The sequence below is a fragment of the Algoriphagus aquaeductus genome, from assembly GCF_003253485.1.
Lineage (GTDB): Bacteria > Bacteroidota > Bacteroidia > Cytophagales > Cyclobacteriaceae > Algoriphagus > Algoriphagus aquaeductus.
Genome location: NZ_QKTX01000008.1, coordinates 23,889 through 37,301 on the forward strand (window position 1 = coordinate 23,889; position 13,413 = coordinate 37,301).

General features: G+C 44.0%; 12 protein-coding genes. 2 read left to right on the top strand and 10 right to left on the bottom strand.

The genetic code is table 11. The annotated features are described in order from the left end of the window. Position 1: 1 nt before the first annotated feature. From CLV31_RS11820 to rpsT, 8 genes are all read right to left on the bottom strand, one after another. Positions 2 to 787: a zinc-dependent peptidase gene (locus tag CLV31_RS11820; protein WP_317048782.1), complete on the bottom strand. Its 786-nt coding sequence runs from the start codon at positions 785 to 787 to the stop codon at positions 2 to 4. Between the two features lie 23 nt (positions 788 to 810). Further along, positions 811 to 2,376, bottom strand: coding sequence for a ribonuclease Y (gene rny / locus CLV31_RS11825; RefSeq protein WP_111393107.1), 1,566 nt, complete (start codon positions 2,374 to 2,376; stop codon positions 811 to 813). A gap of 64 nt (positions 2,377 to 2,440) precedes the next feature. Then, positions 2,441 to 2,725 carry a cell division protein ZapA gene (locus CLV31_RS11830; RefSeq protein WP_111393108.1) on the bottom strand — a complete coding sequence of 95 codons (285 nt, stop codon included), beginning with the start codon at positions 2,723 to 2,725 and terminating at the stop codon, positions 2,441 to 2,443. A gap of 1 nt (position 2,726) precedes the next feature. Continuing rightward, positions 2,727 to 3,011, bottom strand: a complete 285-nt coding sequence (locus CLV31_RS11835) for a hypothetical protein (protein WP_111393109.1) — start codon at positions 3,009 to 3,011, stop codon at positions 2,727 to 2,729. Positions 3,012 to 3,014: 3 nt separating this feature from the next. Continuing rightward, positions 3,015 to 5,429: a phenylalanine--tRNA ligase subunit beta gene (pheT, locus tag CLV31_RS11840; protein WP_111393110.1), complete on the bottom strand. Its 2,415-nt coding sequence runs from the start codon at positions 5,427 to 5,429 to the stop codon at positions 3,015 to 3,017. 100 nt (positions 5,430 to 5,529) lie between these two features. After that, complete coding sequence (locus CLV31_RS11845; protein ID WP_111393111.1) at positions 5,530 to 6,147, bottom strand: DUF1684 domain-containing protein; 618 nt, start codon at positions 6,145 to 6,147, stop codon at positions 5,530 to 5,532. An 80-nt stretch (positions 6,148 to 6,227) separates the two neighbouring features. Continuing rightward, positions 6,228 to 6,923, bottom strand: coding sequence for a RadC family protein (gene radC / locus CLV31_RS11850; protein WP_111393112.1), 696 nt, complete (start codon positions 6,921 to 6,923; stop codon positions 6,228 to 6,230). A 96-nt stretch (positions 6,924 to 7,019) separates the two neighbouring features. Beyond that, positions 7,020 to 7,274, bottom strand: a complete 255-nt coding sequence (gene rpsT / locus CLV31_RS11855; protein WP_111393113.1) for a 30S ribosomal protein S20 — start codon at positions 7,272 to 7,274, stop codon at positions 7,020 to 7,022. 205 nt (positions 7,275 to 7,479) lie between these two features. On the opposite strand from rpsT, the gene CLV31_RS11860 reads away from it, so the two are divergent. Continuing rightward, a complete protein-coding gene (locus tag CLV31_RS11860; RefSeq protein WP_245943388.1) occupies positions 7,480 to 8,427 on the top strand; it encodes a zinc dependent phospholipase C family protein in 948 nt (315 codons plus the stop codon). A gap of 3 nt (positions 8,428 to 8,430) precedes the next feature. On the opposite strand, the gene CLV31_RS11865 is transcribed toward CLV31_RS11860, so the two are convergent. Continuing rightward, complete coding sequence (locus tag CLV31_RS11865) at positions 8,431 to 9,735, bottom strand: pyridoxal phosphate-dependent aminotransferase (protein ID WP_111393114.1); 1,305 nt, start codon at positions 9,733 to 9,735, stop codon at positions 8,431 to 8,433. 392 nt (positions 9,736 to 10,127) lie between these two features. On the opposite strand from CLV31_RS11865, the gene CLV31_RS11870 reads away from it, so the two are divergent. Continuing rightward, the gene (locus CLV31_RS11870; RefSeq protein WP_245943389.1) at positions 10,128 to 11,174 is read left to right on the top strand and encodes a metallophosphoesterase; all 1,047 of its coding nucleotides are present in this window, start codon (positions 10,128 to 10,130) and stop codon (positions 11,172 to 11,174) included. 531 nt (positions 11,175 to 11,705) lie between these two features. Here CLV31_RS11870 and ettA read toward each other — a convergent pair. Further along, the gene (gene ettA / locus CLV31_RS11880) at positions 11,706 to 13,385 is read right to left on the bottom strand and encodes an energy-dependent translational throttle protein EttA (RefSeq protein ID WP_111393116.1); all 1,680 of its coding nucleotides are present in this window, start codon (positions 13,383 to 13,385) and stop codon (positions 11,706 to 11,708) included. Between the last annotated feature and the right edge of the window lie 28 nt (positions 13,386 to 13,413).

Consider the following 13,413-nt stretch of genomic DNA (forward strand, 5'->3'; position numbering starts at 1 on the left):
CCTACTTCATTAATACCAAGGGATCCTGTCTCAGTAAGTGGACCAAGGCTTTATACATGTTGGGATGATAGTTTTTCAAATCCTGACTTCGCTCAAAAAAGCTTTCTAAGGCCACTGCAAAAAACTCGTGCTCATTTAAGGCAGCACTTTCACGAAACAGACTCGGTAAACCTTTTCGGAGTCTATCCATTTCAGCCGGAACCCATTGGGTATACTCAGTCCAAGCTTTGGGATTAAACTCATGTTCCCCGTCGGTTTCGATCAGATTGGCAAGCTTCAATGCATGGGCAATTTCATGAATACCGACATTCACACCATCGGCAGGATCGGCCATTCCTTCTACAAAACACTTCCATGACACCACAATGAGCCCATGTTTTGGGTTGACTTCTCCACGGTGGTAAACCTTATTAACGGTACTGTAATAGGCATTTGGGTAAACCAAAATAGTGTGAAAGTGCGCCAATCGTAGCCTTTTCCAACCAAAAATCACCATGGTGATAGTGGCGCCAATCATGACTTCCATTTCGGAGGTAACCTCCTCTAACCCACCTCTTGGAATAAATCTTTTTGTGGAAAGTATGGTCTCCAGTTTCCTTATAAATTCATTTTTATGTATTGGTTTAAGCCGGGTAAAATACGGAAAGTGGGCATCGAGAAACCGGATTTCTTCAGGGGTAACCTTCCTTGGAAAAAGCCTCCATCGAGCTTCATTAATAAATTGGATAAACAAATAAGTTGTAAACATCAGAAAACAAAAATGGCAACCACCTAAAGTAGTTGCCATTTGTCAGAAAATCAATTTCCAGTTTATCTCGCGTAATTAACCGCTCTCATTTCACGGATCACAGTTACCTTGATCTGGCCAGGATACTGCATTTCCTTTTCGATCTTTTGGGAGATGTCAAAAGAAAGCTTACCTGCTTTTTGGTCGTCTACATTATCTGCATCGACCAAGATTCGGAGTTCACGTCCAGCCTGCATCGCAAAGCACTTATTTACTCCATCAAAATTCAAGGCTAACTCTTCCAGTTCTTTTAGACGCTTCACGTAGCTGTCCATGATTTCGCGACGTGCCCCAGGTCTGGAACCGGAAATCGCATCGGATGCCTGCACAATCGGGGAGATCATGGAGGTCATTTCGATTTCGTCATGGTGAGCACCGATGGCATTGCAGATTTCAGGATGCTCTTTGTAGCGCTTGGCCAGTTCCATACCGAGGATGGCGTGAGGCAATTCCTGCTCCTCAGGCCACACCTTTCCGATATCATGCAGAAGTCCGGCACGCTTAGCCAGCTTGGCATTGAGTCCCATTTCAGCAGCCATGGTAGCAGCAAGTTTGGCTACTTCTCTGGAGTGCTGAAGTAGATTTTGTCCGTAAGAAGAACGGAATCTCATTCGACCCACCATCTTGATCAATTCAGGATGAAGTCCGTGGATACCCAAATCGATACAGGTTCTTTCACCGATCTCGACGATTTCTTCTTCGATGTTTTTCTCGGTTTTGGCCACCACTTCCTCAATACGGGCAGGGTGGATACGACCGTCCTGAACCAGACGATGCAGAGACAATCTGGCAATCTCCCTTCTTACAGGATCAAAACCGGAGATGATGATTGCTTCAGGAGTATCATCCACGACGATTTCTACGCCGGTAGCTGCTTCCAGAGCCCGGATATTTCGCCCTTCACGACCGATGATTTTTCCTTTGATGTCGTCGCTTTCGATATTGAATACGGAAACACAATTTTCAACCGCATGCTCAGTAGCTGTACGCTGAATGGTATCGAGAACAATCTTTTTGGCTTGCTTGGTAGCAGTCAATTTTGCCTCATCGAGGATGTCTTTGATCTGAGAAGAAGCTTTTGATTGTGCCTCCTCGGTCAACATAGAGATCAGTTGCTCCCGTGCCTCTTCACGTGTGAGTCCTGCGATTTTTTCGAGGTCCGCGATACGTTGATTGGTCACACGATCCAGTTCTTCTTTTTTTACCTGAACTGAATGAAGCTGTGCCTGAAGATTTTCCTTTTTTGAGTCCAGTTCGGCTTCTTTTCGCTTGAGAGCTTCTTGGTCTTTGGAAACTTGGCTTTGAAGCTGCTTTACCTTGTTTTCGTTGGTGATGATGATGTTTTTCTTATTGTTCATCTCCTCATCAAACTCCGCCTTCATCTTGAGGTACTTTTCTTTGGCTTCAAGAATTCGGTCTTTTTTGATGGTTTCGGCGGTAATCTCCGCCTCTCTCAGCATGGATTTGATCCGTTCTTTGGTCTCTTCCTCTTGCTGTGCATGTTTATTTTTAATAAAAAAGCCTGCTAGTGCGGCTCCCCCGCCAAGCCCCGCCAGGGCTGCGAGGACGATAAATAGTACGTCTGACATAGGTATGTATATAGAAGGTTACCTACCAGCTCCGAAAATCAACGAAATGGGTGGAAATCAAGATTCAGACTGCTTTGCTTAGCAGTGCTGAAATATGTGAAAGACTGCGTTGAATGTGCTCGCTGTCCTCAGCATTGCCTTCATGGGTCTCCAGTGATTCCACCATACAATCGAAGGCTACCATAGCCAGCAGATCGGTAGTATCATCAAGACCAAATTCAGCCTTATACTTTCTCAACTTTTCATTTATCAGTTTCCCTGCGTGACGAATTTTACCTTCATCTTCAGGCTTCACACGCATGGGGTATTCCCTATCTCCGATTTTCACTTTAATGGCTAACGTCTCCATATCATTCGGAAAGGTAGGTGATCAAATGATCGATCTCTTGTATATAATTATTGATTAAGTCACTCATTTCGGCGGAATCTTCAGAATTCACCGGCCGGTTGTCCACAATGTTACTAATTTTAATCTTATTTTTAAAATGATGGATTTCCTGCTCTTTTTCCTGAATTTGATACTCAAGAGCCGACAACCTAGCTCTTAATTGCTCATTTTCAGCGGTCAAAGCCTCTGCTTTTTTACTCACCTGTACGGCAAGTCTTTCCAGTTTTTGCAGTTCCTCGTGAATCATTTTTTAACTTCTGATGACAGCCCCTACTTGTTGCTGAAAGGCCTCGATCAATTTACTCATAGTTTTATCAATTACCTTATCAGTCAAGGTATTTTCCTGATCCTGTAGGATAAAGCTTAAGGCATAAGCTTTTTTACCGGCTTCAATTTTATCACCTTGATATACATCGAAAACGCCGATTTTTCTCAATAATTTTCCTCCGGCTTTTTCGGCGACAACTTTTACTTGATCATACGTTACGGTTTTGTCTATTACTAGAGACAGATCGCGACGAACCTCCGGAAACCTGGAAATCTCCTGATACTTTTTCAATCCCGATGCCTTTTTGGCCAGCAGATCCCAATCCAATTCTGCAAACCAAACATCCTGACGAACCTCTGCTAGCTTCAGCATTTTATCATCTACAAGCCCCAGACGGCCGATTTCTTTTTCCCCGAGTTTGAGAATCAATCCGTAAGCAAAAGGTGCGGATTCTACTACCTCCATGGAGCCTACTTCGATGTTTAATCGCTCTAGTACTCTCTCCACAGTTGAAAATAAGTCCGCAAAAGCGAAAGGCTTTGCCGGTTCTATCCAGCTTTCTGCACTTCTATTTCCTGAATGGAAAATCGCCAAACGCCTGCCTTCTTTGTATCCCGACGCTACTTTGTGGTAAACTGTCCCAAATTCAAAGGCACGTAAGTCTGTCTGCTTCCTATTGATGTTGTGTGACATTACTTCCAAGCCCGAGAAAAGCAAGGATTGACGCATCACACCCAAGTCTTCGCTTAGCTTGTTGAAAATCTCGACATTTTGAGCGACATCCAGGAAGCCTGATTTTTCGGCATAAACCGGTTTGGTCAAACTATTGGTGATGAGTTCATAATACCCCAAACCTGCCAACATTTCTGTCAATCGATATTGCAATTTATTCAAATCTTTCACCGGATGATCGGCCAAGAAATCCGTGCTCAGTTTCTCAGAAAGCTCCACCTGATGGAAGCCATGAATCCGCAAAATTTCTTCAATGATATCCGCTTCACGGATAACATCCACCCGATAAGGCTTCACGATCGCTGTAAATCCGGTTTGAGTTTCATTTTCAACCCTGATATCCAAACTTTCCAAGATTGATTTCACTTCGCTTGGTTCGATTTTCTTTCCGATCAGTCGGTTGACATGAGCATATTCCACTTCCACCACAAATTCCTGAACAGGATTTGGATACACATCAATGAGCTCTGACGCCACCTTTCCTCCTGCGATTTCCTGAAGCAAAGCGACAGCCCGCTTTAGGGCATAAACCGGCATATTTGGATCCGTGCCCCGCTCAAAACGGAATGACGCATCGGTTTTCAGTCCATGAAATTGTGATCCTTTTCGGATTACATCTGGAGAGAAGTAAGCAGATTCCAAGAAAATAGAGGTCGTCTGATCACTGACTCCTGATCCTTTCCCTCCAAAAATACCGGCAATACACATCCCTCCATTGGGATCACATATCATCAGTTCCTCGCCTGAAAGCTTTCGCTCCTTTTCATCCAAAGTCACGAAGGGAGTGTCCTTTGGAAGTTTTCCGACAATGATTTTCCCATCGGAGATCTTTTCCAAATCAAAAGCATGCAAAGGTTGGCCGAGATCATGAAGGATAAAATTGGTGATATCGACCACGTTATTGATCGGCTCAAGTCCGATTGAGCGAAGGAAATTCTGAAGCCATTGAGGAGAGGAAGCCACTTTCAGGTCTGTCACTACTACTCCTGCATAGCGTGGACAATCTTTGGCATCTTGAACTTCCACTGAAATCGAAGGTCCAGTAACTTCTTTGGTCAAGTCTTTTTCGGCAGGAAGGCAAATCGAACGCCGAAGCAAAGCTTTCAGATCTCGGGCTACGCCTAAATGTGAAGCCGCATCTGCTCGGTTGGGTGTCAATCCAATCTCCAAAACATGGTCTTCGCTGACTTCAAAGTATTCCTTAGCCGGAGTCCCATTTGGCAAAACGGTATCCAAAACCATGATCCCTGCGTGGGATGTACCAATGCCGATTTCATCCTCCGCACAGATCATACCTTCGGAGGCCTGACCACGGATTTTGGCCTTTTTGATTTCAAAAGGCTCGCCGTTGGTTGGGAAAAGCTTTGCTCCGACGGTGGCCACCACCACTTTTTGTCCTGCAGCTACATTTGAAGCGCCACAGACAATTTGGGAAGGAGTTTCTAATCCTATATCCACCGTGGTGATACTCAACTTATCCGCATCAGGATGCTTTTCACAAGTCAATACTTCCCCAATTACAATCCCCTCCAGGCCTCCCGAAACGGAAACAAACTCCTCCACTCCTTCCACTTCCAATCCGGAACGGGTGAGGAGTGCGGCGATTTCTTCAGGACTTTCGGTAAGTGAAATGTATTGCTTGAGTCGATTGATCGAGATTTTCATAAGAATTTGAATTCGGATTACTTCCGCTGTTTAATAAAAAAGGTGCAGAGGCACCTTTTGAAATAGTGGACAAATTTAAAAGAATTGCGGGAGGGCGGGATTATTTGTCATAATTTTTCTCCCCAGCCTCTATCGCGATAGTCATCAGATTTTCCTTGGGCGGAAGCGGACAGGCATAATCGGGATTGTAGGCGCAATATGGATTGTAGGCCAAATTAAAATCGATCGTAATACTGTTCTTTCCGTCTTGACGCACATTGAGGAAACGACCTCCGCCGTAAGTTTCTCTTCCACTTGTCTCATCGGCAAAAGCCAAAAAGAAATTGCGCATGTCTGTCTCCTTTATGGATTGCAATAAAAGCAGCTTGTTGGTCTTGCCCCCAAGTTCAAACTCAGCAAAAGAATGCTCAATGTATTTTTCTCTGGATCCATCTGTCAATGGCACCTCCCGTACTTTTTTGCTTTCAATGGGCACCAATCGGGCTTTGACCCGATAGGAAGGGTTGATTTCATAAAATGTCAGGGATTTGAAATCCTTTTTTTGCTCCTCTGTCAAAGGCGACTCGATATTGAACCGAATAAACTTAAACTGACGCTCGCGTTCCTTTTCAATTTTCTCCAAATAGGCCTCAGGACTTTCGGCTGCGGTAAACATGTATCCAATTGCTACCAAAATGACCAGCGACACTACTCCTATCAAAATATGACTTGATTTCACAGATAATCGGTTTTTACATTCTAAAACTCCTAGGCTGACCGAGGAGTTTTGGGGTTGAAGTTAATTTTCGAACTACCGGATTATAGAATTCCTTCATCCGCGAAGCTAAAATAGCCACGATCGGTGAAAATCATGTGATCCAAAATGCTCAAATCCATGTCCCTTCCGATTCTGACCAGTCGTTGGGTAAGTTTTTTATCCTGCTCGGAAGGACTTGCCGATCCACTCGGGTGATTATGTACCAAAATAAGGGAGTGAGCCATATGCTCCAAGGCGGTTTTAAATACCAATTTGGGATCAACTACTGTTCCCGACGTACCACCTTGACTGATGAGTTGCTTTTTGATCACATAATTGGATCTACTGAGGAGAATGAGGTAAAAATGTTCAATCACCTCATCAAAAAGTTCAGGGCGCATCAGTTCATAGGCATCGCGGGAAGAGGTGATTTTTTGTCTTATTGGCACGTCTTGCTCTTTCCTTCGCCGACCCAATTCCAAAGCGCTGACAATGGAAATCGCCTTAGCCTCTCCAATCCCCTTAAACTTCATTAGGTCTTTGACCGAAAGTCTAGCTAAAGCAGAAAGGTCATGATTGATATGCCGCAGAATCATTCTGGAAAGATCCACCGCACTCATCGAAGGTGTACCCGAACCGATCAAAATAGCAATCAATTCGGCATCCGTGAGGGATGATTTTCCTCTGAGAAGTAGTTTTTCTCGTGGCCGATCCTCCTCGGCCAATTCAGAGATTTTGGTAGAAAAAGTAGAGTCCATAAGCGTATTAAAAATATGACTGACAAGAACTTGTCGTAAAAAATAACAAAAAAACCCTGCTTTTGGCAGGGTTTAGAGTAAGAAAGTCTTTCTTAATTAAGCCAGCGCGTTAACGAACTTAGCCAATTTTGATTTCTTATTGCTAGCGTTGTTTTTGTGGATCACATTTTTCTTCGCCAGTTTGTCCAACATGGAAGAAACCTTCTGGAAAAGCTCAGTAGCCTCGATTTTATCGGTAGCAGCCTTCAGCCTTTTGATGAAAGTCCTAGTGGTCTTGGCCTGATATCTGTTTCTCAAACGCTTCGCTTCGTTGGCACGAATTCTTTTCAGAGCTGATTTGTGATTTGCCATATTGTTTTTTAATAAATGCTGTTCGTTCCCCTATTCTGAATCGGAGTGCAAAGTTATTGTAAATAATTAATTCTGCCAAAGGAATTTGTAACATTCCTTTCTGCATGCACTTTTACCAAATCGAAATAAAGGAAAAAAGTCCAAAACAGGCTCAAATATAAGGCTTTTCGCCTTCACCAAAGAAAAGAATTGATTAATTTCAGAAATGAAGATTTTTTTAATTTTAATAACGCTTTTTCTTTTATTTCCAGAACCCCCTTTGTTTTGGGGATTCTATGCCCATTCCCTGATCAATCGGCAGGCTGTTTTTTCGCTCCCTCCCGAGATGATGCCTCTCTATAAATCTGAAATTGAATTCATTACTGAGAAAGCCGTCAATCCTGACCGAAGGCGCTATGCAGTGGTCGGTGAAGCCGAAAAGCATTACATTGATCTGGACCATTACGGAGACAGTGCAATTCATATTCTTCCAAAATATTGGCCTGAGGCAATTCAAAAATTCCCTGAAGATACATTAAGAGCGCACGGAATCGGACCTTGGTCCGCTTATCAAACTTTTTTGGGCCTTACCAGAGCATTTGATCAAAAGAACAAAGCGGCCATTCTACGACTTTCGGCGGATTTGGGGCATTACTTGGGAGATTTGAATGTGCCGCTGCATACAACCAAAAACTATAACGGTCAACTTACCGGGCAGGAAGGTATCCATGGATTTTGGGAAAGCAGAGTCCCAGAGCTTTTGGCCAAAGATTATTCCTTTTGGGTAGGAAAAGCCGAATATGTCGAAAAGCCTCAGTTGGCAATTTGGGATGCGGTAGTCCGGGCTCACTCCATGGTGGATAGCGTACTGAGAGTCGAGCGCGAACTCACAGCTCAATTTCCGGATGATCAGAAATACAGCTATGAAGAGCGAAATGGGTTGACAGTCCGAGTCTATTCAAGAGATTTCACCACCGCTTATGCCATAGCGCTCGACCATCAAGTGGAGCGACAGATGCGCAAATCCATCAAAATGATCGCTGATTTTTGGTACACGGCATGGATTAATGCCGGACAGCCTGATCTTAGAAACTTATCTGGTTCAGGAAAAGATGAAGATGAAAAAATAGCTCCTGACCCAAAAATCAAAGTCAGGAGCCATGATAACGAATGAATTTTAAGATGCTAAATAGGTTCCTATAGCCACGCCTAATCTTTCAAAAGTGTCCTTGAAAACCGCCTCATTTTCCTCCAGTAACGTCACTCTAAAACCCCTAAGATCTGAGCAAAAGGAAGAAATAGGCACCACACAAATTCGCTCGGAAGCAAGTAAATAATATACAAAGCGCTTGTCCAACGGCATTTCTGGATCACTTAGCCAGGAATCCAGCAACTGTTGCAATCGCTCATCCTCAATCGGAAGCGTTTGATTAGGCGTTAGTAACTTCTCATCAAAGACGATTGTGTTGTAAAAAGCTCCTTGAGTAGGGTTAAACTTAATTCCCTCAATTCCACCCAAAATCTCCCGCATCCAATCGCTTCGCTTACCGATTTGAGCATTGGCTTGCTCTCGATAGGCCTGGTATTCCGGATGACTCATGATCCTCGGAATCGCCAACTGCGGCAAAATCGTCGAACAAACCTCGATCATTTTGGCGTTTTCAAGGGTTTGGCAAAGTTTGGCAAACTCCTTTGAAGACTCCCGATTATAAAACTCCATCCATCCGCAGCGTGCTCCCGGCCAAGGGAATTCTTTGGAAATCCCCTTCAACGAAATTGCCGGACGGCTCCCAATCACTTCCGCCAAAGCCACCGCTTTGATCCCGTTATAGGTGATATTCTGGTAGATCTCGTCAGCGATCAAGAGTAAACTGAATTCATCCGCGATTTTCACAAATCCTTCCAAAACTTCTTTGGGATACACCATTCCGGTGGGATTATCCGGATTGATGATCAAGATACCGACAATAGAAGGATTGTATTTGACCTTCATGTAAAGGTCCTCCATATCAGGCAACCATTGATTGTCCGGATCAAGCTTGTAGGTGATCGGAGCGGTATTGGCATGAGCTGCTTCTGCCGAGCTATGTGTTGAGTACGCAGGAGAAGGACCGATTATTCTGGCTGTTGGAATCAAGAACTGATACAGCTTTGCAATCGCATCACCCAATCCGTTGAAGAATAAAATGTCCTCGGCGGTAATTTGAGTCCCACCTTTTTCATTGTTGATATTGGCCAAAAACTTACGGGTTTCCAATACCCCTTTGGAGTCAGCATAGCCGTAGGTTTTATCCTCCTTGAGCAGGTCTGCGATGATGGCTTTCATCCAATCGGGCACGTGGTTATGCTTTTGGATGGGGTCTCCGATGTTTTCCCAGGTCATGGGATAACCCAAAGCTTCAATTTGCCGGGCTTTTTTTACAATGCCCCGGATCTCGTAATTCAATTCTTCTGCTCCGGGTCTGAGGAGTAGCTGTCTCATAGGTCAATAGGCTGGTTTGGAAAAATTCCGCCACAAAGTAAGAGAAAACCAAGTTGAAATTTCAGGAATAGACTAAAAACCAAAACATATCCTGATCCTAAAATGCGATTCTTCTTAAACTTTCGCTAGCCCTTATCGTTTTTGGTAAGCTTAATACCCAATTAGATTACCAACAAAAGCTCCATAAACTTCCATTTCAAAAAGCTCTTCAAGTGGTTCTTATTCGAATTCTACTCTTCCTTATCTTCCTTTCTTTGATTGATTGGTATACCTATCAAGCGTTTAAAACAATTTTCCCAAGTCAGACATGGGTAAAGATTGGCTACTGGCTGTTCTCAATTTTGGTGTATGCATACATCGTTTATGGTATTCTCACCTTCAGTAGTGAAGCCATGAATCCGAATTTTGGAACGATGGTTTCACTGATGATTTTGTCACTGGTTCCCAAACTGATAATCCTGACATTCCTCGTTGGTGAGGATGTTTTACGTTTTTTTACAGGAAGCTTTCAGTCTTTTTCAGGCAGCCGACAGGGAGACTTTTTACCCGATCGGAGAAAATTCATCAGCCAAACCGCTCTTGTCCTTTCTGCCATACCATTTGTGGGAATACTTCATGGTGTTTTGATCGGAAAATACCGCTATCGGGTGATGAAGCACACATTGGAATTTGATGACTTGCCGGAAGAGTTTGAGGGGTTTAGGATTACCCAGATTTCGGATATCCATTCGGGAAGTTTTGATGACAAAAAGAAGCTTGAATACGGTATTGACTTGATCAACCAGCAAAAGTCAGATGTCATTTTATTCACCGGAGATTTGGTAAACAATCATGCCGGAGAAATGGAACCCTGGGTGGAGACGTTTAAAAAACTTCACGCTCCGATGGGCAAATATTCGATTTTGGGGAACCACGACTACGGAGACTACATGTACTGGCCAAGCCAAGAGGCTAAGGCTGAAAATCTAAAGCGTCTGTTTGAAGTTCAGAAAGAACTTGGATTTAAGCTTTTACGAAATGAAAACGTCAAAATCAGAAAAGATGGGGCAAGCATCGATCTGATAGGTGTAGAAAACTGGGGAAAAGGTTTCGCTCAATACGGGGACTTGGCCAAAGCAGCGAGCAACCTTTCGGCAGAAAGTTTTAAAATTCTGATGAGCCACGACCCTTCCCACTTTGACGAGGAGGTAAAGCAGTTTGCGCAACATATCCACCTTACTCTGAGCGGACATACCCATGGGATGCAGTTTGGCATCGAGATTCCTGGCTGGATCAAATGGAGTCCTTCTTCCCTTCGCTATCCCAAATGGGCCGGACTCTACGAGGAAATGGGCAGGTATCTGCATGTAAATCGAGGCTTCGGGTTTTTGGCATTTCCGGGAAGAGTTGGGATTTGGCCGGAGATAACGGTGTTGGAGTTAAAAAGGAAGAATGCTTAAATCAAAATTCAACTATCAAAACCCAATTTAGCTTACCAATCCACTTTAATAAAACAGAGACTAATACTCATCTTTCTTTAACTTAGAAAACAACATTCCTACTTGGGATATCACCAAGAGCACCATCGCTATAACAGTGAAGTTTGGTACCCTATTTCTACCCTCAATCCAAAAACCGCTGTGCCACAAAGAAAGGCAGCCAATGACAAAGGCTGCTAAAATCAAAAACAGGTGAAAATACTTTTTACGTTTGCTCATTTTTTAAAATGAATATACGGAATCTTGCCAGTAGCATTTCTAAAGGTCAGAAGACCAAGTTAACGCCATATTTTTGGGAATCTTCGGTCTTCGGTCATCGGTCTTCCAGCCCAAAATCAGGGGAATATTCGTCAACTGGCAGAATAGCGTATAATCAGTTTTTTTAAAAACTAAACCTAAAGTAAAAACTCAAACTTTCCCCTTAAAAACAAAAACCCTCGAAGAAAAATCTTCGAGGGTTCAGTTTCAGACTTCTTACTTAAGCTTTCTGACTTATTTCAAATTCTTATACCGAATCCTTTTCGGCGTCACATCACCCAATCGCTTCTTTTTATTTTCCTCATAGTCGGAGAAGTTACCTTCGAACCAATAAACCTGAGAGTCACCTTCGAAAGCCAAAATGTGGGTACAGATACGATCCAAGAACCAACGGTCGTGAGAGATAATCACCGCACAGCCACCGAAGTTTTCCAAGGCTTCTTCTAAAGCCCGAAGCGTATTCACGTCGAGATCGTTGGTAGGTTCGTCAAGAAGGAGCAAGTTTCCGCCTTCTTTTAGCGTGATTGCCAAATGAACTCGGTTACGCTCACCACCTGAGAGCACGCCAACTTTTTTCTCTTGGTCAGAACCGGCAAAGTTGAATTTGGACACATAAGCCCGTGCGTTGACTTCCTTATTGCCCAACTTCATCAGTTCATTGCCACCGGAGATCAACTGGTAAACCGTCTTGTTAGGATCAAGCTGATCATGCTCTTGGTCTACATAGGCCAGCTTGACAGTTTCGCCTACCTCGAAATTACCTGAATCAGGCTTTTCCTGTCCTGTGATCAGTTTGAAAAGCGTGGTTTTACCCGCTCCATTCGGTCCGATAATTCCGACGATTCCACCTTGAGGCAAAGAGAAGCTGAGGTTTTCAAAAAGCAGCTTGTCCCCATAGGCCTTAGACACGTTATTTACTTCGATAACCTTGGCACCCAATCTTGGCCCAGGAGGAATGAACAGCTCCAACTTGGCTTCTTTTTCTTTGGCTTCCTCACCCACGAGCTTATCGTACGCATTGAGTCGGGCCTTGCCTTTGGACTGTCGGGCCTTGGGAGACATACGAATCCATTCCAATTCCCGCTCAAGGGTTTTCTGACGCTTGGATTCGGTTTTTTCTTCCTGCTTGAGTCTCTGCTGCTTTTGATCCAGCCAAGAGGAATAATTTCCTTTCCATGGAATGCCTTCTCCACGATCAAGTTCAAGAATCCAACCGGCCACATTATCCAAAAAGTAACGGTCGTGAGTGACGGCAATGACGGTTCCTTTGTAGTTCTGCAAGTGCTGCTCCAACCAATGGACTGATTCTGCATCAAGGTGGTTGGTAGGTTCGTCAAGTAAAAGCACATCCGGCTCCTGAAGAAGCAACCGGCAAAGGGCGACACGCCTTTTCTCGCCACCTGAAAGATTCGCCACATTGGCATCCGCAGGTGGAAGACGAAGGGCGTCCATTGCCTTATCCAGCATGACGTCCAATTCCCAAGCGTTGGCTGCATCGAGTTTTTCCTGAACTTCCCCCTGACGGGTAATGAGTTTATCCATCGCATCAGGATCTTCCATCAGCGCAGGATCCATGAATTTCTCGTTGATTTCTTCAAATTCTTTGAGAAGGGCTACTGTACCTGCTACAGCCTCTTCGACTACCTCTTTGACTGTCTTGGTGGGATCAAGTTTGGGTTCCTGCTCCAGCATGCCCACGGTGTAGCCTGGTGACCACACCACTTCGCCTAGAAATTCCTTGTCCAATCCGGCGATGATTCTGAGCAAAGAAGACTTACCTGAACCGTTGAGTCCGAGCACCCCGATCTTGGCACCATAGAAAAATGAAAGATAGATATCCTTTAGGACCTTTTTCTGAGGGGGGTAAATCTTGGAAACCCCGGCCATGGAAAAGATGATTTTTTCTGCGCTCATGCTACGATTTTATGCTTGTTTTGACTGA

Coding starts and splice junctions, on each gene's coding strand:
- CLV31_RS11870 (WP_245943389.1), top strand. CDS start 10,128: ATGAATCCGAATTTTGGAACGATGGTTTCACTGATGATTTTGTCACTG.
- CLV31_RS11820 (WP_317048782.1), bottom strand. CDS start 787: ATGGCAACTACTTTAGGTGGTTGCCATTTTTGTTTTCTGATGTTTACA.
- radC (WP_111393112.1), bottom strand. CDS start 6,923: ATGGACTCTACTTTTTCTACCAAAATCTCTGAATTGGCCGAGGAGGAT.
- CLV31_RS11860 (WP_245943388.1), top strand. CDS start 7,480: ATGAAGATTTTTTTAATTTTAATAACGCTTTTTCTTTTATTTCCAGAA.
- ettA (WP_111393116.1), bottom strand. CDS start 13,385: ATGAGCGCAGAAAAAATCATCTTTTCCATGGCCGGGGTTTCCAAGATT.
- CLV31_RS11865 (WP_111393114.1), bottom strand. CDS start 9,735: ATGAGACAGCTACTCCTCAGACCCGGAGCAGAAGAATTGAATTACGAG.
- CLV31_RS11830 (WP_111393108.1), bottom strand. CDS start 2,725: ATGGAGACGTTAGCCATTAAAGTGAAAATCGGAGATAGGGAATACCCC.
- rny (WP_111393107.1), bottom strand. CDS start 2,376: ATGTCAGACGTACTATTTATCGTCCTCGCAGCCCTGGCGGGGCTTGGC.
- pheT (WP_111393110.1), bottom strand. CDS start 5,429: ATGAAAATCTCGATCAATCGACTCAAGCAATACATTTCACTTACCGAA.
- rpsT (WP_111393113.1), bottom strand. CDS start 7,274: ATGGCAAATCACAAATCAGCTCTGAAAAGAATTCGTGCCAACGAAGCG.
- CLV31_RS11835 (WP_111393109.1), bottom strand. CDS start 3,011: ATGATTCACGAGGAACTGCAAAAACTGGAAAGACTTGCCGTACAGGTG.